We start from the raw sequence: 20,782 nt of genomic DNA, 5'->3' as shown, positions 1-20,782 counted from the left end.
CGTTCGTGTCGAGCGAAGTCGAGACACCTTACGCATCGCCCGAGGCCCGTTTCTCGATGGCTCGACTTCGCTCGAAACAACCGGCAAGTGTAAAGTCGTCAGAATTCAATGCCGAAAATGGCGCATGCCGGTGAACAGCATCGCCAGCCCTCCTTCGTCGGCCGCCGCGATCACTTCCTCGTCGCGGATCGAGCCGCCGGGCTGGATCACCGCCGTTGCGCCTGCCTCGACCGCCGCCAACAGGCCATCGGCGAAGGGGAAAAAGGCGTCCGACGCCACCGCCGAACCGATCGTGCGCGAGGTCGCCCAGCCCGCCTTGTCGGCCGCGTCGCGCGCTTTCCACGCGGCGATCCGCGCCGATTCGAGCCGGTTCATCTGCCCCGCACCAATCCCCGCCGTCGCGCCGTCCTTCGCATAGACGATCGCGTTCGACTTGACGTGCTTCGCAACTGTCCACGCGAACAGCGCGTCGCGCAATTCCTGATCGGTCGGCGCACGCTTGGTGACCAGCTTGAGATCGGCTTCGAGGACGGTGCCATTGTCGCGGCTCTGGACGAGCCAGCCGCCGGTGATCGCGCGGACTTCGAGGCCCGGGCGCTGGGGTTCGGGCAAATCGCCGGTCAGCAGCAGCCGCAGATTTTTCTTGCGCGCGAACACCGCCAGCGCATCGTCATCGGCACTTGGCGCGACGACGACTTCAGTGAAAATGCCGCTGATCGCCTCGGCGGTCGCGCGATCAAGCGCGCGGTTGACGGCAATGATGCCGCCGAACGCCGACACGCTGTCGCAGGCAAGCGCTTCGGCATAGGCGTCGGCGATTGTCGCCGCCGTCGCGACCCCGCACGGATTGGCGTGCTTGACGATCACACAGGTCGGATCGGCGTGCTTGAATTCGCTGACGAGCGCGAGCGCGGCATCGGCGTCGTTATAGTTGTTGTAGCTCAGTTCCTTGCCCTGCACCTGCCGCGCATCGCCGATCCCGCGCGCGGCGGGGCCACGGTGGTGATAGAAAGCGGCGTGCTGGTGCGGATTTTCGCCATACCGCAGTGGCACCGGGCGTTCGAGGATGAACGGCAGCGTGGCGGGGAACATCTCACCCTGATCGGCAAAGGCAAACCAGCTCGCGATCATGGCGTCATAGGCAGCAGTCGCGGCAAAGGCCTTGGCGGCGAGGTGCTTGCGCGTGTCGAGCGTCGTCTCGCCGCCTGCGACCAGCGCATAATCGGCCGGATCAGTGACGATCGCGACAAAGGCGTGGTTTTTCGCTGCCGATCGCACCATTGACGGCCCGCCGATATCGATATTCTCGATCACGTCGTCGCGCGCGGCACCCTTGGCGACGGTCGCTTCGAACGGGTAGAGATTGACCACGACGAGATCGATCGCGCCGATATTGTGGTCGGCCATCGCCGCCACATGCGTCGCGTCATCGCGCACCGCCAGCAAGCCGCCATGCACCACGGGGTGGAGCGTCTTCACCCGCCCGTCCATCATTTCGGGAAAGCCGGTGAGCTCGCTGATGTCCTGCACCGCCAGCCCCGCGTCGCGCAGCGCCTTGGCCGTCCCGCCGGTCGAGACGAGTTCGACGCCGTGCGCCGCGAGCGCCTGACCCAGCGCGACGATCCCGGTCTTGTCGGACACCGACAGGAGGGCGCGGGTAATTTTGATGGTCGTCATGTCAGGGCTCCGGGGACAGCGGTGGCGCCGCTGTGGCCTGTCACCGCGCGCGCTTCAAGACCCAGCTGACGCTGGCCCCGCCGGCGGGTGCCTCACCAACGATCACGAGCTGTTTGGTGGGTTGGGGTACCCCGGCGCCATCGACCCACAGGCTGTCGTCGATCGCGAGCGTGCCGCCACGGCAGCGGAATTGCCACAGCGCCCCGCCGGGGACGCGCAGCAATGCGGCCATCCCGTCGCTGGTCGGCGTCGCCTCGACGCCTAGCCCAAGGTGGAATCGCACGACGAATGGGGTGGCTGCACGCCGTGATTTGCGTCCGGCGGGGAGCAGCATATCGTCGCCGCGCAGGTCGCGCCCGTCGCTGGTCAAGACGAGCTGGCGGCGGTGGAGAAAGCCGAAGCGCCGGGCATAACCGTCGTGGCTCGCCTCGATCCGGCTCGATGTTTCACTTTCCTGGCGGCTGAGCTCGACTTCGCTCACGCCCTTGCCGAGTGTGCCATCGGCGTGGATCGCGGTCGAATTGCTGTCGCCGACGATCAGCGTCGAATGCGCCGCTGTCGTGCGCAGCCCTTCGGCGAGCTTGGCGGGGAGCTTCGCCACCACCGCCCGCGCGCCGCCGCAATTGACGATCAGCCGTTGCGGCCCGTCCGAAAATTCGAACGCCAACGTTGAGCCACAGCCGCCCTCGATCAGCCGCGCGACCGGCGGCGGCGCCGCATCCATGATCAGCACGCTCGCGCCCGCGCTCATCCGCTGATAACCCCATTCGCGTGCCTGCCGCAGCGGGCGCGTGCGCACGCCCGACGCATCGATCACCGCCGCGATGATGTCAGTGGTCAGCGGCCCGCCGCCCTGCCAGCTCGACAGCGTGCGGTCGCCGTGCATCAGCCCGAGCAGCGCGGGCACCAGCTTGGCCAGCGTCTCGGCAACAAAAGCGGGCGGGTCGAGCCGCCGCGCGGCATAGCCTTCGCGCAAGGTCGTGAGCAGCGCGATCAGGTCGAGCTGGGCGATCCCTGAGCGCTGGACGCTGCCGCCATCGGCAAAGACCGACGCCGCGAGCGCGCGCTGGAGCCCAGCTTCGCCGCCTTTCTGGCGCGGCTCGCCACCCGCGATCATCAACCCCGCCATCGTCACGCCGCACCAGCCCGCGACGCGTCCCGTGCCGGGTGGCAGTTTCTCGACCGCGCGGTCGAGATGCCGCGCGCCCCGCGCCATCGCGTTGAGCACGGCTGACCGGTAGACAAGGTCGGCACTCGACAGGATCAGCGGCGCGTGCGCCGACCAGAACATGATCCGCCGCCCGAGCAGATCGGCGCGCCACGCCGGCGTGGACACCGTCTCCGCATGCTGGGCAAGCCAGGCGCGCATCAATGCTTCGGCAATCGGCGCGCCGCGTGCGCGCGTCGCGACGCTCGACAAGTCGCGCAGCCAGGTGAAGCTGTGCAGATAATCGGCCATCGCGGGCGACACAGTGAGTCGCGCGAAATCGATTCCGGCGAGCGGCAGCAACTCGCCGCGCAGATCGACCCATCCTTCGAGCAGCGTGGCACCGCGTGACACATCACCGAAGATCGGATCGTCGGGCACCGCGATCAGCTTGAGCGGATGCTTGCCGTTGAGGCGCATGCCGTGGATCGGCGTGCGCCACGCGAGCCGGTGGAGCCGCTCGGCGAGCCTTTCGGCGAGCGACAGCCCTTTGTCGCCGCCCAATCGGATCAACCGTCGGCCCTGCTCGATACTGTCGGCGAGCGTGTCGCGGGGGTCGTGATCGGCCACTATCCCCTCAGGGCAGCGATATTGGCGGCATAATGGTCAGGCCCACCGCGAAACACGGCGGTCCCGGCGACGAGCGCATCGGCGCCCGCCTCGATACAGGCCTTGGCCGTCGCCGGATCGACGCCGCCATCGACTTCAAGGTCGATGGCCTTGCCGAGCTTGTCGATCATATTGCGAATCGCGGCGATTTTCTTGAGCTGCGAGCTGATGAAGCTCTGCCCGCCGAAGCCGGGATTGACGCTCATCACCAGCACCAGATCGACTTCCTCAAGCACATAGTCGAGCATTTTGGCCGGTGTCGCCGGATTGAGCACCACACCGGCGCGCTTGCCGAGCGCCTTGATCCGCTGGAGCGTGCGGTGAAGGTGCGGCCCGGCTTCGGGATGGACGGTGATCGTATCGGCCCCGGCTTCGGCGAAGGCGTCCAAGAACGCATCGACTGGCGAGATCATCAGATGGACGTCGAACGGTTTCGCCGTGTGCGGCCGCAGTGCCTTGATGACCGCAGGGCCGATCGTGATGTTGGGGACGAAATGGCCGTCCATGACATCGACATGGATCCAGTCGGCACCCGCTGCATCGATCGCGCGCACCTCTTCGCCGAGCCGCGCGAAATCGGCGGACAGGATCGACGGGGCGATGCGGACGGGATGAACAGACTGCGGCATGACCGATTCTGTAGCACGCCCGACTCCGCCCGCAAGCGTGTTGGTCAGGCGATCCGCATCATTCGTGCGATGAAAAAGCCGTCACAACCGCCGACATCGGCGAGCGTGCCGGGGAGCGTGCGCAGCCAGCCCTGTTGTGCTGCCACCAGCCCGTGCGGCAGCTCGTCCGGCAGCACGCGATCAATCGCATAATCGAGCCGATCAGCGAGGAATCGGCCGATTTGCTCTTCGCCTTCTTCGGGTTCGAGCGAGCAGGTCGCATAGACCAGATAGCCGCCCGGTCGCACCCAATCGGCAGCGCGGGCGAGGAGCCTCGCCTGAAGTTCAGCCATTTCGGCGATCAGCGGCGCGCGCACCCGGTGGAGAACATCGGGATGGCGCCGGAAAATCCCGGTTGCGCTGCACGGCGCATCGAGCAGCAGCGCGTCAGCGGGGGCTGTCGGCTTCCAGTCGAACGCGTCCGCCGTCACGACGTCAGCCTTGAGCCCGGTGCGCGCGAGATTGTCACGAAGTCGCGCGACGCGACTCTTGGCAATGTCGATCGCGGTCACCTGCCACCCGGCGGCGGCAAGCTGAAGTGTCTTGCCGCCCGGCGCCGCGCACAGGTCGATGACGTGCCCCTCACCGCGCCCGATCAGCCGCGCGGGGAGGGAGGCAGCAAGGTCCTGCACCCACCAGCGGCCCTCGCCATAGCCTTCGATATCGGGCACTGCGCCGCGTTCGGCGAGGCGGAGATGGCCGGGCATCAGGCTGACGCCGCCCAGCGACGCCGCCATTGCTTCGGTCTCGGTCGGATCGGCAAGTGTCAGATCGAGCGCGGGCGGCTTGGCGAGCGCGCGCGCAGCCTGGACGAGCATGTCGTCGCCCCACGCCTGGTGCCAGCGCTCGGCGGTGGCGGGCGGTAGCGACGGCAGCGCGGGGAGCGTCACGCCTTTACGCATCAAGGTGCCGAACACACCGTGGACCAGTTTGCGCGGGCCTCCATCGACGAGCGGCAGCACGGTCGAGATCGCAGCATGCCCCGGGGTGCCGAGCGCCAGCGCCTGCGCCAGCGCGATCCGCAGCGCCATCCGCGCCTTGGCGTCATCGGGCAGCGGCCGCTGCGTCGCCGAATCGATCAGCGCGTCGAGATCGCCGAGCCGCCGCAGCACTTCGGCGGTGATCGCGTGCACCAGCGCACGGTCATCGGCGCGCGGGATGCCGCGCGTTGCCCCCGGCAGCCCCGCCTCGAGCGGCTGGCCGCGCCGCAGCACCGCATCGAGCAGCTTCAGCGCTGCCAGCCGTGTGGCGACCCCGGCCCCCAGCCCGTCCTTCGGCCCCTCTTGCACGTCGTCGTTCGAAATCCGATGTCTCCGGTTGTCAAAGGAGCCAGACCATGGGCCAGCGCCCCGATCATGTGAAGCCGCCCGCGCATCTGTCGCCCAACCCGCCGCTGCCCGCACCGGCGCCGGTTGCGGACGACAAGGGCAAGGACGATCCGCTCGGCCTGAACCCGGTGCGCTACGGCGACTGGGAACTCAAGGGCATCGCGATCGATTTTTAGGTCGCGAGCATCGCCGCGAGCTTGAGCACCGTGTTCCAGTTGCGCGCGGTGACGCACTTCGGAAAGCCGAGCTTCGCCGTCGCCAGATGCAGCCGTGAATCGCCGATATTGGCGGGATAGTCGACGAACAGCTCGCGCCCCACGGCGTGGAGGCGTTCGGGCCCGTCGTAGATCGTGGGCACGCGACCGAGCAGCGTGGCGGGAAACGCATCGCGGTGGAAATGCACCAGCAGATGCTGGGGACGGGCCTCTGCCGCATCGGGGAAGGGATTGGCGGCGATGATCGCGGCCATCGCGGTACCATCGCGCACCATGACATCGGTTTTGAGGCCAATCGCGGCAAGCGCCGCCTCGACCTGAGCAACGACGGCGGCTTCATCGCCTTCGTCGCAATCGAAGACGAGATTGCCCGAGGCCAGCAAGGTGCGCACATCGCGCCAACCGAGCGCCTCAACCGCCGCGCGCAAATCGGCCATCGGCAATTTGCGATTGCCGCCGACGTTGACGCCTTTCAGCAGTGCGGCCCAGCGCATCAGCGATGTTCTTCGCGCAACGGGCGGGCCAGCAGCGCCTCAATGACGTCACTTACCGGCGCGCCGCCCAGTAGTGCGCATACCGCATCGACGACGGGCATTTCGACGCCCGCGTCGCGCGTTGCCGCCTGGAGCACGGGCGCGGTGAACGCGCCTTCCGCAACGCTGCGCTTGCCCGCGAGTAGCGCTTGCGCCGACTGCCCCTGACCCAGCCCCACGCCGAGCGAGAAATTGCGCGAGCTGGTCGAGGAACAGGTGAGCACCAGATCGCCAAGCCCGGAAAGGCCCGTCAGCGTTTCCGCCCGGCCACCGCGCGCGAGGCCGAAGCGCGTCATTTCGGCAAAGCCGCGCGCAATCAGCGCGGCGCGGGCGTTTTGGCCGAGGCCAGCTCCTTCGACGACACCGCAGGCTATCGCGAGGACATTCTTCACCGCGCCGCCGATCTCGGCGCCGACCACATCGGTCGAGCGGTAGAGGCGAAAGCCGGGTCCCGACAGCCGGTCAGCGAGCGCCCGGCCCAGCGCCTCGTCTGTGCAGGCGAGCGTCAGCGCGGTAGGCAGGCCGCGCGCGACTTCGGCGGCAAAGCTCGGTCCCGAAAGGACCGCGATCGGCGCTCCGGGCGCGACCTGCGCGGCGACTTCGCCGACAAGCAGCTTGCTCCCGGCCTCAATCCCCTTGGCGCACAGGATCAGCGGCGTCGTGCCGGTCGCGGCTTCGGCCAGCACGGCGCGGACATGCTGCGCGGGCGCGACGATCAGCAATGCTTCGCTGCCCGCCAGATCGCGTAGGTTACTGGTAGCGCGGATCGCGGGCGACAAGGCGATACCCGGCAGAAACAGCGGATTGGCATGATCGCGATTGATCGCCGCCACGACGTCATCCTCGCGCGCCCACAACGTCACCGGACCCGCCCGCGCCGCGACCTGCGCCAGCGCCGTCCCCCAGGCGCCGCCGCCGATGACGCCGATCCTCATGCCTTCACCCCCGCGCCGCGCACGGCTTCGGCATCGGGGTCGAGCGGCCAGCGGGGCCTTGCTGCGGTATCGAGTGGATCGGTGAGGCCCGCCGCGAAGCGCTCCGCCCCCGCCCAGCCGATCATCGCGGCATTGTCGGTACACAGCCACAGCGGCGGCGCGACGAAGCGCAAGCCGTTGGCGGTGGCCAGCCCCGTGAGCGCGCCACGCACGGCTTGATTGGCAGCGACTCCCCCTGCGACGACCAGCGCCGTCGCGCCCGCAGCGCGACCAGTCGCAAGGCTGGTCCGATCGATCAGGCAATCGACCACAGCGGCCTGGAATGACGCAGCGATATCCTCGACGCGGTACTGTCTGCTGTCCGCCGCGCGCGCGACGGCGCTTTTCAGCCCCGCGAAGGAGAAATGCGGCTCGGACGAGCCCTTGAGCGGACGCGGGAGTGGCACCGCCATGGCGTCACCCGTAAGTGCCGCGCGCTCGACCGCCGGACCACCGGGAAAACCAAGGTGCAGCAGCTTGGCGGTCTTGTCGAACGCTTCACCCGCCGCATCGTCGATCGTCGTCGCGAGCCGCCGGTAGCGGCCAACCCCTTCGACGAACAGCAATTGGCAATGCCCGCCCGACACCAGCAGCAGCAGATAGGGAAAGGCGAGCTCGGGATCGGACAGCCGGGGCGACAGCGCATGCCCCTCCAGATGATTGACCGCCACGAGCGGCTTGCCCGCTGCGTGCGCGAGCGCCTTGCCGGTGACGAGCCCGACCATCACGCCACCGATCAGCCCTGGCCCCGCCGTCGCGGCGACGGCATCGACATCGCGGAGCGTCACCCCCGCTTCGGCAAGTGCTGCTTCGACCAGCGGCATCAGGATTTCGACATGCGCGCGCGCGGCAATTTCGGGCACGACGCCGCCATAGGGCCGGTGTGCGGCTTCCTGTCCGGCGAGTTTATGCGCGCGCACGACGCGCTCGGAGGTGACGAGCGCGGCCGCCGTTTCGTCGCAGCTCGATTCAAGGCCGAGGATCAGGGCCATGGCTTCCCTCTAGCCGGAAGGCGCGGTAGCACAAGGCCGATGACACGCTTTCGCCTTGGCACGCGCGGCTCGCCGCTCGCTCTCACCCAGGCGCGGATGGTCCGCGCCGCGCTTTCCACCACCCATAGCTGGGCCGAGGACGATATCGAGATCGTCGTCATCAAAACCACCGGCGACATCGTCCAGGACCGCGCGCTTGCCGAAATTGGCGGCAAGGCGCTGTGGACCAAGGAACTCGACCGCGCGCTGTTGGCGGGCGAAATCGACTGCGCGGTGCATTCGATGAAGGATGTCGAGACAATCCGCCCTACCGAAATCGCGATTACCGCGATGCTGCCGCGTGCCGATGTCCGCGATCGACTGATCGGGGCGGAGTCGATTGCGGGATTGCGCGAAGGTGCGGCGGTCGGGACCAGTTCGCCCCGGCGATCGGCGCAATTGAAGCGGTTGCGGCCCGATCTTCAAATCGTGCTGCTGCGGGGCAATGTCGACACGCGGCTGGCGAAGGTCGCCTCGGGCGAGATTGACGCGACCTTGCTGGCGGCGGCCGGACTTGATCGGCTGGGGCGGGGCGATGTTGGCGCGGCAATCGACATCGACGTCATGCTGCCGGCCCCGGCGCAAGGCGCCGTCGGCATCGAGGCGCGCGCCGGGAGCCACGCCGCGCAGCGAATCGCGGCGATCGGCGATGCGGCGACCATGACCTGTGTCCTGGCCGAACGCGCTTTGCTCGCCGCGCTCAACGCTGATTGCCATTCGCCGATGGCGGCACTGGCGAGGATTGAGGGAGACGCGATTCACCTGCGCGGCGAGCTGTTCGCGGCGGACGGCGCAGCGCATGTGGTGGGAGAAGCGACCGGCGCCACAGGCGATAGCGACTTTCCCGCGACGCTTGCCGTTGATCTGCTCGCGCGCGCGCCAGCCGAGGTGCGCGCGCTTTTCGGCGGGTGAGCCGCCCGATTGCCGTGCTGCGCCCCGAGCCGGGCAATAGCGCGACCTGCGCGCGGGTTCGGACGGCCGGAGCTCACGCCCTCGCGCTCCCGTTGTTCGAAATCGTCCCGCTGAACTGGACGCCGCCCGACCCCGCAAGCTTTGACGCACTTATCCTGACGAGCGCCAATGCGGTGCGGGCGGGCGGGCAAGCGTTGAAGCGCTATATCGGTCTGCCGGTTTACGCGGTCGGCGCCGCAACCGCGCGTGCTGCCGAGGCGGCGGGTTTCGCCATCGCCGCCATTGGGAGCGAAGATGCCGACGCCCTGATCGCGGCGGCAGCAACCGATGGCGTCACGCGCGCGCTCCATCTGGGCGGGCGCGAGACTGGTGTCGTCGCCAGCGGCATCATTGCGGCGTCGATCGCCGTCTATGCCAGCGAAGTGATCGACTTGGCGCGCGGATCGGTGCACGCGATTGAGGGAGCCACCGCGCTGCTCCATTCAGCCCGCGCCGCTGATCGGCTGGCCCAGCTGATCGACCACTATGGCATCGACCGTACGACGATGGCGCTGGCGGCGATCAGCCCGCTGGTCGCTCATGCCGCGGGGCCGGGTTGGGGCCAGGTCGTGATTGCCGCGCATCCCAACGACGCCGCGCTGATCGCAGCAGCGCTTGCCACAGGCGATTGACCCGCCGCACGCGCGCGCTGATAAGAAGGCCATGACCGACGACCCGCCGTTTGCGCCTGCCCGGCCCCGTACCGGCGTGCGTACGATTCTGCTGATCGTGCTCATTGCGTTCGCCATGGGTATCGCCGCCACCGCGCTGTTCCTGCGCCAATATCGCCAGTGGCTGCCCAATGCGATGCCGGTCGCCGTGACGACCGCGGCACCGACAGCGCCCGAACCAAGCGCCGCATTCATGCCGCCCCCTGAAGTCGGCCCCGGTGCGCCCACCGCCGACGACCGCATCGTTGCGATGCGGATGGCCGTGCTGTCGGCGCAACTGGCGGCGCTCGAAGCGCGGACCGTCAGCATCGACCGCGATTCGCGCGGGGCCGCCGCCAATGCCGGACGGGCCGAGGCAATGCTGACCGTCTTCGCGGCGCGCCGCGCACTCGATCGCGGGCTGGCGCTTGGCTATGTCGAGGGGTTGCTGCGCGCGCGCTTCGGCACCAGCCAGCCGCGCGAAGTCGCAACTTTGGTTGCGGCGAGCCAGACGCCGGTGACGATTGCCGACCTGCGGCTGGGGCTCGATTCGATTGCCCCCGATCTCGCGACCGGCACCACCAAGGATGGCTGGTGGGCGGGGCTGCAACGCGAACTTGCAGGGCTGATCGTGCTCCACCGCGACACGACGCCGTCGCCGCGCCCCGCCGACCGGCTCGCGCGCGCGCGCCAGAGCCTCGACGCGGCACAGGTCGAAGCCGCCCTGCTCGAAGTCTCGCGATTGCCCGGCGCAGCCAGCGCCGCTGCCTGGACCAGTGCAGCGCGCCGCTACATTGAGGCGCGCCGCGCGCTCGACACGCTTGAGGCCGTGGCGCTGCAGGGGCAGACTGCGGGTTCGGTCGCCCCTGCGTCGGCCACGACGGCGGCTGCGCCCGCTCAATTGGCGCCGACCGCACAAGTTGCTGTCCCAACGCCGACGCCCACCGCAACGCCTGCAGCGCCGACGCGGTAGACGTTGATGACGACCTTGACCCGTTCGTTTCGAGCGAAGTCGAGAAACAGGCCACGCGCGGGACGCAAGAGCTTCTCGACTGCGCTCGAAACGCACGGATCGCTAGTGAGTAAACCCGGATGAATCCCACTTCAGCGAGCGGGGTTTCGTCAATCGCCGGATAGGCGTCGCGGCTAAGCCGCGCCGTCGGACGCCGCTTGCGCGGCGCCGGCCCGGCCGCCAGCTTCGCTCAATTTAGCTGCGCTAAATCTCGGCTGGCGGCTGGAGCGGGCGAAGGGATTCGAACCCTCGACCCCGACCTTGGCAAGGTCGTGCTCTACCCCTGAGCTACGCCCGCTCTGGCGCCTGATGCCCTGCGCGTGCAGGGCTCGGGTAAGGGGGCGGCTGTTAGCACCCGTTTCTGGTGCCGACAAGCCCTGTCGATCGAATTGCAAAAAGCCTTGGCTTCGGCCCCCAAGCGCCCACATAAGGGCGTGTCACACGATCCGCCGCAACGGCCTTGGGAGCGAAAAATTGGCTAGTCTGGGCATGAGCACCGCTGAACGCGACGCGGTCGCCGCCTTCCGTCGCGATGTCGTCGAACCGTCGATGACCAAGCTCGTCATCATTGATTTCTGGGCCGAATGGTGCGGGCCGTGCAAGGCGCTGACGCCGCTGCTCGAAAAGGTTGCCGCCGCCTATGCCGACAAAGGCGTGGTGCTGGCGAAGATCGACACCGACAAGAACCAGTTCATCGCCGCGCAATTCCAGATCCGCACGATCCCGACGGTCTATGCGATGTTCCAGGGCCAGCTCGTCGCTGATCTGACGCCCGCGCGCACCGAATCGGCGCTGAAGACGATGCTCGACCAGATTCTTCGCCAATTGCCGATCGACAGCCCGGAGACCGAGGCCGAGGCCGAGATCGAACCGCTGATTGCGATGGCCGAACAAGTGCTTGCCGATGGCGATGCGCCGCGGGCGCTGGGCATTTTCACCCAGCTTCTGGAAATGGCGCCCGAGCATGCCGCCGTGCATTCGGGGTTGGTTCGCACGCTGGTCGCCGCAGGCGAACTCGACGCGGCGCAGGAGCATCTGGACGCGCTGCCCGAAGATATGGGAAAACTGCCCGAGATCGACCGCGCCCGCGCCGCGCTGGCGCTGGCAAAAGACGCGAAGCCCGTGGATGATCTGGCGGGGCTCGCCGCCGAAGTCGCGGCGAACCCCGATGATCACGAAAAGCGCTTTGCGCTGGCGGGTGGCCAGATGGCAGCGGGTGACCGCGATACGGCCGCCGCGACGCTGCTTGCGATGATCGCCGATGATCGCGCGTGGAACGAGGGCGCGGCCAAGGCGCAATTGCTCAAGCTGTTCGAAGTCGTCGGGCTCGAAGACCCCTGGGTGTCGGCGCAGCGGCGCAAGCTATCGGCGATTTTGTTCGGATGAGCGAGGCGCGCACCACGACGCGGCTGTCGGTGTTTCCGCTGGCGGGTGCGCTGCTGTTCCCGCGCATGCATTTGCCGCTGCACCTGTTCGAGCCGCGTTACCGTGCGATGATCAGCGATGCGCTCGCGCGCGACCGGCGGATCGGCATGATCCAGCCGCGCGGCGACGGCGCACACCCGACCTTGTTCAAGATCGGCTGCGTGGGAAAGATCGCGCAGTTCGAAGCGCTCGACGACGGTCGCTACAATGTCGTGCTTGAGGGATTGTCGCTGTTCCGGATCGTGCGCGAACTCAATGTGACGACGGCCTTTCGTCAGGTCGAAGCCGAATTGCTGCCGGTTAGCGCCGAGCCCGAGATTTTGTCGGGCGCGAGCCGGTCTTCGCTCGAATCCGAATCGCGGCGCTTTGCCGATAGCCAGGGCTATGCCGTCGATTGGGACTCGGTCGCGCGGCTCGACGATGAGTCCTTGGTCAATGGCGTGGCACAAATCGCGCCGTTTGATGTCGCGGCGAAGCAAGCATTGCTCGAATCCCCGACTCTTGAGGACCGCGCCGAAATGCTCGTCCAGCTCATGCAGTTTTTCGGCCGCCACGATGGCGAGGATTCGGTGACGCTTCAGTGAGCGTGGCCGGGTCTCTCGACCCCTGGCTGCTCGAGCGTCTGGTCTGCCCGCTGACGCGCACGCCGCTACGCCATGATCAGGCAGCGCAGGAACTGATCAGCGACGCGGCAGGCCTCGCCTATCCGATTCGCGACGGCGTGCCGGTGATGCTGGTGGAGGCGGCGCGGCCCCTAGGCGGGAAAGCCCTGTAGCAGCTTCGGCAAATCGCCGCTTTCGCCGCGCGCTTCGGCCATGAAACGGGCCTTCAGCGGTGGGATCGCTTGCACCGCGCTCAGCCCGAAGCGGCGCACCGCGCTTGCGGTCTTGCCGGGGACCGAGAAGATCCGGTTGAGCGTGTCGGTCGCGACCGCCACCGACAAAGTGTCGAACCCGCGCCAGCGTTCGTAGCGCGTCAGCAGCGCCGGATCGCCGAGATCGAGCCCGAGGCGCTTGCCGTCGACCAGCACTTCGGTGAGCGTCGCGACATCGCGCAAGCCAAGGTTGAGGCCCTGCCCTGCGATCGGATGAATCCCGTGGCCAGCGTCACCGACCAGCGCGAGACGCTCGGCGGTGACCTTGGCGGCGTGGTGGAAGCCCAGCGGATAGGTCGAGCGCGGTGCGAGATTGCTCAAGCTGCCGAGGAACCCGCCCATGCCTTTGGCGGCTTCGGCGAGGAACGCGCGGTCGGACATTTTGAGCATGCCCGCCGCGTCGCGCGCGCTGACCGTCCACACCAGCGCCGACCGGTGGCGCGCGCCTTCATCGCTGAGCGGCAGAATCGCGAACGGCCCGGCGGGGTAGAAAATCTCGAACGCGCAATTGTCGTGCGGATATTCGTGGTCGAACGCAGTGATGATCGCATTGTGATTATACGACCAGCGCGCGATCTTGATTCCCGCTGCCTCGCGCGTCGGTGAATTGCGGCCTTCGGCAGCCACCAGCAGCGGCGCGCGCACTGTCGTGCCATCGCTAAGCGTCGCGGTAACGCCTGCCGCGCCCCGGTCAACTGAGGTCGCGCGCGTCTTCATGCGCAGATCGATGCCCGATGCGGCAACAGCGGCGTCATTGAGCACGATCCGCAGCGCGCGGTTTTCATACATCACACCAAGGGCGCCATCATCGGCGTCGGGTTCGAAATCGAGCGCACCAGGCTCAAGTCCATCGCTGACCCGGATCGAGGCGATCGGGCAGCCCAGTCCTTCGAGCCGATCGCTGAGGCCAATCGCGGCGAGCATCCGCCCGCTCGCGCTGGCAATCGCCGAGGCGCGTCCGTCGAAACCGGGCGCCAGCGTGACGACCGGATCAGCCGGGTCGACGACAATGCTCGTCAGGCCATGCGCGTCGAGCGCCAGCGCCAGCGTGCAGCCAACAAGGCCGCCACCAAGAATAAGGACATCCGCTTTTTCCATGCGCCTGCTTTAGGCTGGACCGCGAGTTCTGCCAACGCCTGCTTGACGCGGGACTCGCCACGCGCGATTGTCCTGCCCCGGAACATCCAGTGCATTTTTGGGGAACGAAAATGGCGAGCGCGCACCCGCCGCTTTGGCGTGAAACCGTCCGACACGGCGCAAGGCGGAGCAGCGCTTTAATCGGCGCGATGTTGATCGGGCTGATAGCCTTGGGTTTGGCGCTGGCATTGGCAAGCTATCGCCCCGGTGATCCATCGCTGTCGACCGCGTCGGGCGGGCCGGCGGCCAATCTGCTCGGCATCCCCGGCGCCATCGTGGCAGACGCCGTGCTGGCGCTGCTTGGTTGGCCCGCCGCGCTGCTGGTGCCGTTTGTCACGCTGTTCGCGACGCGGCTGTGGCGCGATGTCCCGGTTGGTGCGTGGCGGCGGATGACGTTGAAGGTGCTGATCGGGATTGTTCTGATCGATATCGCGTTCATGCTGATCGGCGCGGGTGCGGTGAGCACGCTGCCGGCGGGCTATGGCGGCGCGGCGGGCCTTGCGATTGGAGGGCTGCTGCGCTGGGGCATCGACGCGATCGGCGATCCGACCGCGATTTTGTGGACGACGCGCGGGGTTGCGGGGCTCGCGGCGCTGGGCGGCATCATTGTCTATGCGCTGGGCTTTGAAATCGATCCGGGCGGTGCAAATTGGCAATTCAAGCTGCCACGCCGAGCAGCGCGCGCAGCCGAATTCCCGGCAGCGGAAGAAGAAATCGCCGAACCCGCGCGGCCCAAGCCTGCGCCGCGCGCCGTCGCCTCGGTCGATCCGCGCCCCGCACCGGTGATCGCTGATCGTGCGCCCAAAATTGCCGCCGCCGCCCCCAAGCCGCCGCGTCAGGCATCGTTCGACCTCGGCGATTCGAGCAGCCTGCCCCCGGTTGATCTGCTCAAACCCGCGCCACCGACGCCGGGCACCGCGATCGACAAGGCGTCGCTCGAACGCAATGCGCGGCTGCTCGAATCGGTGCTCGATGACTTCCATGTTAAGGGCGCTATCGTAAACGTCCGCCCCGGCCCGGTGGTGACGATGTACGAACTCGAACCGGCCAGCGGCATCAAGGCGAGCCGGGTGATCCAGCTCGCCGACGATATCGCGCGCAACATGTCGGCCGTGTCCGCGCGCGTCGCGACGATCCCCGGGCGCACCGTGATCGGCATCGAATTGCCCAATACGCGCCGCGAGATGGTGAGTTTGCGTGAGTTGATCGAATCGCTCGACGATCAGCCGGGGTCGCTGCCAATCATCCTCGGCAAGAATATCGCGGGGGACGCGGTGATCGCCGATCTCGCGCCGATGCCGCATCTGCTCGTCGCGGGCACCACCGGGTCGGGCAAGTCGGTCGGGCTCAACTGCATGATCCTGTCGCTGCTCTATCGGCTGCGGCCCGACCAGTGCCGGATGATCATGATCGACCCCAAGATGCTCGAACTGAGCATGTACGACGATATCCCGCATCTGCTCTCGCCCGTGGTCACCGATCCGGCCAAGGCGGTGCGCGCGCTCAAATGGGCAGTCGAGCAGATGGAGGACCGCTATCGCCAGATGTCGTCGGTCGGCGTGCGCAGTCTGGCGAGCTTCAACGACAAGGTGCGCGCGGCGAAAGCCAAGGGCCAGTCGCTCGGCCGCAAGGTGCAGTGCGGCTACACCGACACCGGCCAGCCGATTTATGAGGAAGAAACGCTCGACTATCAGGTGCTGCCGCAGATCGTTGTGATCGTTGACGAGCTCGCCGATCTGATGATGACGGCGGGCAAGGAAGTCGAATTCCTGATCCAGCGGCTCGCGCAAAAGGCGCGCGCGGCGGGCATTCACCTGATCATGGCAACGCAGCGTCCCTCGGTCGACGTCATCACCGGGGTGATCAAGGCCAATTTGCCGACGCGAATCAGCTTCCACGTCACCTCGAAGATCGATTCGCGCACAATCCTCGGCGAACAGGGCGCCGAACAGCTGCTCGGCAAGGGCGACATGCTCTATATGCCCGGCGGCAAGGGCATTGTCCGCGTCCACGGGCCGTTTGTGAGCGATGATGAAGTGCGCGCGGTCGCCGATCACTGGCGTGGGCAAGGACGCCCCGATTACATCCAGTCGGTGACCGAAGAGCCCGAGCAAAGTTTCGCGCTCGACGGCGCCCCCGAAGGCGAGGACAGCCCCGAAGACCAGCTCTATCGCGCGGGCGTCCAACTTGTGGTCGAGAGCCAGAAGGCGTCGACTTCCTGGCTCCAGCGGCAGCTCCGCATCGGCTATAACAGCGCCGCGCGCCTCATTGAGCGGATGGAGAAGGAAGGGATCGTCAGCAAGCCCGACCATGTCGGCCGTCGCGAAGTGCTGCGCGATCGCGACGGCAATCCCCTCTGAATTACGCGCAGCACCCCAAGCGGGTTCACGACGGGTTCAATCGTCCCCATCTAGCGGGGACGCCTGAATATCGCTGGAGATCCGGTTTGTTGACCCGTTTGACGATTGCCATGCTCGCCGCGCCCTTGGTCGCCGCCGCCACGCCGACCGATGGGTTGCCGCTGGTGAAGGCGCATCTGGCGGCGGTCGAGTCGATGACCGCCGATTTCGTCCAGACCGACCGCACGGGCAAAAGCCTGAGCGGCGTGCTGACGCTCAAGAAGCCCGGCAAGATCCGCTTCCAATATGAAAAGGGCGTGCCGATATTGGTCGTTGCTGACGGCAAGTCCCTCTGGTTCCTCGACTATCAGGTTGGCCAGAAGCAACGTTGGCCGATTGCCAATGCGCCGCTCGGTGTGCTGCTCGATCCTACAAAAGATGCGACCCGTTTCGCCAAGGTCATCCCCGGCGGCGACCCCCGCGTCATTTCGGTCGAAGCCAATGACCCCAAGCATCCCGAATATGGCAAGATCACGATGATCTTCGCGCGGACGAGCGGCGCGCCCGGCGGGCTGATGTTGCAGGGCTGGGTCGCGCTTGACGCGCAAAACAACCGTACCTTGGTGCGGCTGGCGAATCAGAAATTCAACATCGCGATCGCCGACAACGCGTTTCGCTTTAACGAGCCGACGCGCAACGTTCGCCGGAATTAATGTTGCGCCGAAAACCGTTCATATTGGCGACAGCTTTGCGTCGCTAAAACAGTAACTGCGAACGGTGCATCGGGTTTTCCCCCTGTTACCCCTAAGTACCGTTCTGCCTGCGTGACGAACGCTAGGTCGGCCCTCGTTCCATGCCCCCGGGACGAGGGCCTTTCCCTGTCAGGCGGTGGGGCTTACATCGCGCCATGGCCGACACGATCCGCATCGCTTCCTGGAACATCAACTCGGTGCGATTCCGCATCGCAATCGTCGAGCAATTCCTGCGTGAGGCGGCCCCCGATGTGCTGTGCTTGCAGGAAACCAAAACGATTGATACCGAGTTTCCGGCGGCGACCTTTCATGCGCTGGGCTATCGCCACATCGTGCTGCACGGCCAACGAATGCACCACGGCGTCGCGATCGTCTCGAAACTGCCGCTCGTCGAAGACGACCGATTCGACTGGCAGGCAAATCAGGAAGCGCGCCACATCGGCGTGCGGTTGCCCAACGGGCTCCGGCTCGAAAATGTTTATGTCCCCGCTGGCGGCGACGTGCCCGATCGCGAGGCCAATCCCAAATTCGGGCAGAAGCTCGATTTCCTTGAACGGATGACGCGCTGGTCCGAATCGCTCGATGGGCCGACCTTGCTGGTAGGCGATTTCAATATCGCCCCACTCGAATCGGACGTTTGGAGCCATAAGGCGTTGCTGGATGTGGTCAGCCACACGCCAATCGAAGTCGAAGCGCTCGCCGGCTTGCAGGCATCGAACGACTGGGTCGACCTCGGGCGAAAATTCGTGCCGCCACCGGACCGGCTCTACACCTGGTGGAGCTACCGCGCGAAGGATTGGCTCGCGTCCGATCGCGGACGGCGGCTCGACCATATGTGGGCCAGTCCCGATGTCGCGGCGGCGGCGACGCGGCACGACGTGTTTGAGAGCTGCCGGAGCTGGATCAAGCCGTCCGACCATATCCCGCTGCTCACCGAGTTCGCGCTTTGAGCGACGTCGCTGCCGAACCGCGCCGTGCTGCCCAGGCGATCGATGCGCTGCGCCGTGGTTGGCCCGTCCAGCTCGAAACCGCAGCGGGTCCGCTCGCGCTGCTGCCGATCGAGACCGCCGATGCACCGCGGCTGGCGGCATTTGATCCTGCGGGCGTGGCACCGGTGCTGCTCTCCGCCGGGCGTGCGGCAACGTTGAAGCTTGTCAACCAACGCCCGGCGGCCGCGCCCGATTGCCCCGTGCTGATCGAGCGCGTGCCGTGGCTCGATTTCGACGCAGCGACCGCGCTCGCCGATCCCCAGCTCGATTTGCTGACCCCGCTCAAAGGGCCGTACCGCGCGATCGACATCGATGATCCGAACGGCGCACGCTGGGCGCTCAAGCTGGCGACGCTCGCGGGGATGCTGCCGGCCTTTTTCGTGATTCGCGGGGGCGATTCGGAGGTTCGCATCAGCCCCGCCGATATCGAAGCGCATGAAGACGCGACCCGGCTGGTGATTGCCGCGCGCGCGCGCCTGCCGGTCGCAGGCGCCGAATCGGCCGAGATCGTCGCCTTCCGCAGCCCTGAAATGGCAGGCGAGCATGTCGCGCTGCTGATCGGCAGCCCGAATGGTGCGCCGCCGCTGGTCCGGCTCCACAGCGAGTGCCTGACCGGCGATGTGCTCGGCAGCCTCAAATGCGATTGCGGGCCGCAGTTGCATGCGGCGATTGCAGCGATTGCGGCGAACGGCTGGGGCATCCTGCTCTATCTGCGGCAAGAAGGGCGCGGGATTGGCCTGATCAACAAGCTGCGTGCCTATGCGCTGCAGGATCAGGGGTTCGATACCGTTGATGCCAACACGCGGCTGGGTTTCGCGGTCGATTCGCGCAATTTCAAAGTGGCGGCGCGGATGCTGGCGTTACTCGGGCAGGACCGCGTCCGGTTGCTGACCAATAATCCCGACAAGGTCGCGCAGCTTGAAGCGGCGGGGATTCAGGTGTCCGAACGCGTGCCGCACCGGCTGCCGCCCAATCCGCACAACGAGCGCTATCTGGCAACCAAGCGCGACCGCACCGGCCATCAATTTTAGGCGAGCAGCCGCGCTACCGCCGCAAAATCATGCGCGATGGCGGTAACGCCAAGGTCGCGCAGTGCTGCCTCGTGATCGGGACCGCAGTGATTGCCTGCGCATAACCCGATCACGAACGCGCCCGACGCGACTGCGCCGGTCGCCCCGACGGGCGAATCCTCGATGATCGCGCAATCGGCAATCGGCACACCAATCGCTTCGGCGGCGTGCCAGTAGAGATCGGGCGCGGGTTTGCCGCGCGCGACATGCTCCTTGCCACTGTAGAGATGTTCCCCGAACACCGTGCGCAAGCCGATATGGTCGAGGTGGCGGGCGATCCACCGCGTCGAGCTCGACGAGGCAATCGCGCGCGGCAGATCGTTGGGCAGGCCGCTCACGAAGGCAACCGCACCAGCGACTTCGTCGATCCCCTCGCGCATGATCCGCGCATCTTCTTCGGCGCGCGCGGTCGCGAAATGCGCCGGCAGCGGCCCGCCGATCCAGCGTTCGATCGCAGCGATGAAATTGGCACCCGACAGCCCCATGAAGCGCGCCATCGCTTGCTCGGCGGTGGTCGGATAGCCCGCCGCGGTCAGAAATTCCGCGACATGGCGATTGCCGATGAACTCGCTGTCGATCAGCACGCCGTCGAAATCGAAGATGATGCCTTTGACCTTCATGTACGCGCGCCGAACAGCGCGGTACCGACGCGGAAGTGCGTCGCGCCGAGCGTTACTGCTGTTTCGAAATCGCCCGACATGCCCATGCTGAGGCCGCCAAGACCATGGTCCGCCGCCAGCTTCGCCAGCAGCGCGAAATAGGGTGCCGATTCGATATCGGCAGGCGGGATGCACATCAGCCCGGTCACCGGCAAATCGGCAGCACGCGCCTCGGCGAGCAGCGCCGCGAGATCGGCCGTGGGGACGCCGCCCTTTTGCGGTTCATCGCCGATATTGACCTGGATGAAACAATCCGGCCGCCGCCCAGCCCTGTCCATCGCGCGGGCGAGCGCCGTCACCAGCGATGGGCGGTCGACCGAATGGATCGCATCGAACAGCGCAACCGCATCATCGGCCTTGTTTGACTGAAGCTGACCGATCAGATGGAGCGCGACATCGGGTGCTGCTTCGCGCAGCGCTGGCCACTTGGCCTGCGCTTCCTGCACACGATTTTCGCCGAAGATGCGGTGCCCAGCATCGATCAGCGGTGTGATTGCCTCCGGCGGCTGGGTTTTCGACACCGCGATCAGCTGCGTCTCGGCGGGGTTGCGCCTTGCCAGACCGGCAGCGGCGGCAATGCGCGCATGAATGGCGGCGAGACGATCGGCGGGTTCCGGTAGGCGCATCGGCGCTGCTATAGGGACACGCGTGCGCCGCCACCACCCCGATTGCCTCAGCCTTT

General features: G+C 66.9%; 21 protein-coding genes and 1 tRNA gene. 11 read left to right on the top strand and 11 right to left on the bottom strand.

Translation table 11 applies throughout. The features are described from left to right. Positions 1-105: 105 nt before the first annotated feature. Genes purH through K2W81_RS04900 form a run of 4 tightly spaced genes read right to left on the bottom strand, consistent with a single transcriptional unit; the run spans position 106 to position 5,450 of the window. Complete coding sequence (gene purH / locus K2W81_RS04915; RefSeq protein ID WP_294101902.1) at positions 106-1,677, bottom strand: bifunctional phosphoribosylaminoimidazolecarboxamide formyltransferase/IMP cyclohydrolase; 1,572 nt, start codon at positions 1,675-1,677, stop codon at positions 106-108. 40 nt (positions 1,678-1,717) lie between these two features. Further along, positions 1,718-3,454: a heparinase II/III family protein gene (locus K2W81_RS04910; protein ID WP_294101901.1), complete on the bottom strand. Its 1,737-nt coding sequence runs from the start codon at positions 3,452-3,454 to the stop codon at positions 1,718-1,720. Then, positions 3,454-4,122: a ribulose-phosphate 3-epimerase gene (gene rpe / locus K2W81_RS04905; protein ID WP_294101900.1), complete on the bottom strand. Its 669-nt coding sequence runs from the start codon at positions 4,120-4,122 to the stop codon at positions 3,454-3,456. Before rpe ends, K2W81_RS04910 begins: the two co-directional genes overlap by 1 nt. 44 nt (positions 4,123-4,166) lie before the next feature. Beyond that, positions 4,167-5,450 (bottom strand): RsmB/NOP family class I SAM-dependent RNA methyltransferase, encoded by a 1,284-nt coding sequence (locus K2W81_RS04900; protein ID WP_294101899.1) that lies wholly within the window; start codon positions 5,448-5,450, stop codon positions 4,167-4,169. Positions 5,451-5,497: 47 nt separating this feature from the next. On the opposite strand from K2W81_RS04900, the gene K2W81_RS04895 reads away from it, so the two are divergent. Next, the gene (locus K2W81_RS04895) at positions 5,498-5,665 is read left to right on the top strand and encodes a DUF1674 domain-containing protein (RefSeq protein ID WP_294101898.1); all 168 of its coding nucleotides are present in this window, start codon (positions 5,498-5,500) and stop codon (positions 5,663-5,665) included. Here K2W81_RS04895 and K2W81_RS04890 read toward each other — a convergent pair. From K2W81_RS04890 to tsaD, 3 genes are read right to left on the bottom strand one after another with little or no spacing between them, the layout of a single operon-like run. After that, the gene (locus K2W81_RS04890) at positions 5,662-6,198 is read right to left on the bottom strand and encodes a DUF1697 domain-containing protein (protein WP_294101897.1); all 537 of its coding nucleotides are present in this window, start codon (positions 6,196-6,198) and stop codon (positions 5,662-5,664) included. The genes K2W81_RS04895 and K2W81_RS04890 overlap by 4 nt on opposite strands. Further along, on the bottom strand, positions 6,198-7,172 hold the full coding sequence (locus K2W81_RS04885) for an NAD(P)H-dependent glycerol-3-phosphate dehydrogenase (protein WP_294101896.1): 975 nt from the start codon (positions 7,170-7,172) through the stop codon (positions 6,198-6,200). Before K2W81_RS04885 ends, K2W81_RS04890 begins: the two co-directional genes overlap by 1 nt. Continuing rightward, positions 7,169-8,203, bottom strand: coding sequence for a tRNA (adenosine(37)-N6)-threonylcarbamoyltransferase complex transferase subunit TsaD (gene tsaD, locus K2W81_RS04880; protein WP_294101895.1), 1,035 nt, complete (start codon positions 8,201-8,203; stop codon positions 7,169-7,171). The genes K2W81_RS04885 and tsaD overlap by 4 nt, the downstream gene beginning before the upstream one ends. Before the next feature lie 39 nt (positions 8,204-8,242). Here tsaD and hemC point away from each other — a divergent pair, with 39 nt between their 5' ends. The 3 genes from hemC to K2W81_RS04865 are packed head-to-tail and all read left to right on the top strand — an operon-like array spanning position 8,243 to position 10,816. Continuing rightward, complete coding sequence (gene hemC / locus K2W81_RS04875) at positions 8,243-9,154, top strand: hydroxymethylbilane synthase (protein WP_294101894.1); 912 nt, start codon at positions 8,243-8,245, stop codon at positions 9,152-9,154. Continuing rightward, entirely contained in the window at positions 9,151-9,825 is a 675-nt protein-coding gene (locus tag K2W81_RS04870) for a uroporphyrinogen-III synthase (RefSeq protein ID WP_294101893.1), read from the top strand. The genes hemC and K2W81_RS04870 overlap by 4 nt, the downstream gene beginning before the upstream one ends. 31 nt (positions 9,826-9,856) lie before the next feature. Then, positions 9,857-10,816, top strand: coding sequence for a hypothetical protein (locus K2W81_RS04865; protein ID WP_294101891.1), 960 nt, complete (start codon positions 9,857-9,859; stop codon positions 10,814-10,816). A 262-nt stretch (positions 10,817-11,078) separates the two neighbouring features. On the opposite strand, the gene K2W81_RS04860 is transcribed toward K2W81_RS04865, so the two are convergent. Beyond that, a tRNA-Gly gene (locus K2W81_RS04860) sits at positions 11,079-11,153 on the bottom strand. A gap of 191 nt (positions 11,154-11,344) precedes the next feature. Between K2W81_RS04860 and K2W81_RS04855 the strand changes: the two genes are divergently transcribed. From K2W81_RS04855 to K2W81_RS04845, 3 genes are read left to right on the top strand one after another with little or no spacing between them, the layout of a single operon-like run. Continuing rightward, complete coding sequence (locus K2W81_RS04855) at positions 11,345-12,241, top strand: tetratricopeptide repeat protein (RefSeq protein WP_294101889.1); 897 nt, start codon at positions 11,345-11,347, stop codon at positions 12,239-12,241. Further along, positions 12,238-12,864, top strand: coding sequence for an LON peptidase substrate-binding domain-containing protein (locus tag K2W81_RS04850; protein WP_294101887.1), 627 nt, complete (start codon positions 12,238-12,240; stop codon positions 12,862-12,864). Before K2W81_RS04855 ends, K2W81_RS04850 begins: the two co-directional genes overlap by 4 nt. After that, positions 12,861-13,055, top strand: coding sequence for a Trm112 family protein (locus K2W81_RS04845; RefSeq protein ID WP_294101886.1), 195 nt, complete (start codon positions 12,861-12,863; stop codon positions 13,053-13,055). The genes K2W81_RS04850 and K2W81_RS04845 overlap by 4 nt, the downstream gene beginning before the upstream one ends. On the opposite strand, the gene K2W81_RS04840 is transcribed toward K2W81_RS04845, so the two are convergent. Next, positions 13,035-14,252 (bottom strand): UbiH/UbiF/VisC/COQ6 family ubiquinone biosynthesis hydroxylase, encoded by a 1,218-nt coding sequence (locus tag K2W81_RS04840; protein WP_294101885.1) that lies wholly within the window; start codon positions 14,250-14,252, stop codon positions 13,035-13,037. The genes K2W81_RS04845 and K2W81_RS04840 overlap by 21 nt on opposite strands. Positions 14,253-14,362: 110 nt before the next feature. On the opposite strand from K2W81_RS04840, the gene K2W81_RS04835 reads away from it, so the two are divergent. The 4 genes from K2W81_RS04835 (at position 14,363) to ribA (ending at position 19,402) form a co-directional block, all read left to right on the top strand. Next, the gene (locus K2W81_RS04835) at positions 14,363-16,651 is read left to right on the top strand and encodes a DNA translocase FtsK 4TM domain-containing protein (RefSeq protein ID WP_294101883.1); all 2,289 of its coding nucleotides are present in this window, start codon (positions 14,363-14,365) and stop codon (positions 16,649-16,651) included. Positions 16,652-16,761: 110 nt separating this feature from the next. Next, a complete protein-coding gene (locus tag K2W81_RS04830) occupies positions 16,762-17,343 on the top strand; it encodes an outer membrane lipoprotein carrier protein LolA (protein WP_294101963.1) in 582 nt (193 codons plus the stop codon). Between the two features lie 194 nt (positions 17,344-17,537). Beyond that, positions 17,538-18,332 carry an exodeoxyribonuclease III gene (locus tag K2W81_RS04825; protein ID WP_294101882.1) on the top strand — a complete coding sequence of 265 codons (795 nt, stop codon included), beginning with the start codon at positions 17,538-17,540 and terminating at the stop codon, positions 18,330-18,332. Beyond that, the gene (gene ribA, locus K2W81_RS04820) at positions 18,329-19,402 is read left to right on the top strand and encodes a GTP cyclohydrolase II (protein ID WP_294101881.1); all 1,074 of its coding nucleotides are present in this window, start codon (positions 18,329-18,331) and stop codon (positions 19,400-19,402) included. The genes K2W81_RS04825 and ribA overlap by 4 nt, the downstream gene beginning before the upstream one ends. Here the strand turns inward: ribA and K2W81_RS04815 are convergent. Together K2W81_RS04815 and K2W81_RS04810 are read right to left on the bottom strand one after the other, a co-directional pair. Beyond that, positions 19,399-20,061, bottom strand: a complete 663-nt coding sequence (locus K2W81_RS04815) for an HAD family phosphatase (RefSeq protein WP_294101880.1) — start codon at positions 20,059-20,061, stop codon at positions 19,399-19,401. The two genes, ribA and K2W81_RS04815, sit on opposite strands and share 4 nt — an antisense overlap. Further along, positions 20,058-20,726 (bottom strand): YggS family pyridoxal phosphate-dependent enzyme, encoded by a 669-nt coding sequence (locus K2W81_RS04810; RefSeq protein ID WP_294101879.1) that lies wholly within the window; start codon positions 20,724-20,726, stop codon positions 20,058-20,060. The genes K2W81_RS04815 and K2W81_RS04810 overlap by 4 nt, the downstream gene beginning before the upstream one ends. Positions 20,727-20,782 lie beyond the last annotated feature (56 nt).

This window comes from Sphingomonas sp. (assembly GCF_019749955.1).
GTDB lineage: Bacteria > Pseudomonadota > Alphaproteobacteria > Sphingomonadales > Sphingomonadaceae > Sphingomonas.
The sequence above is the reverse complement of the archived record's forward strand: the minus strand, read 5'-3'. Positions and strand labels throughout refer to the sequence as shown.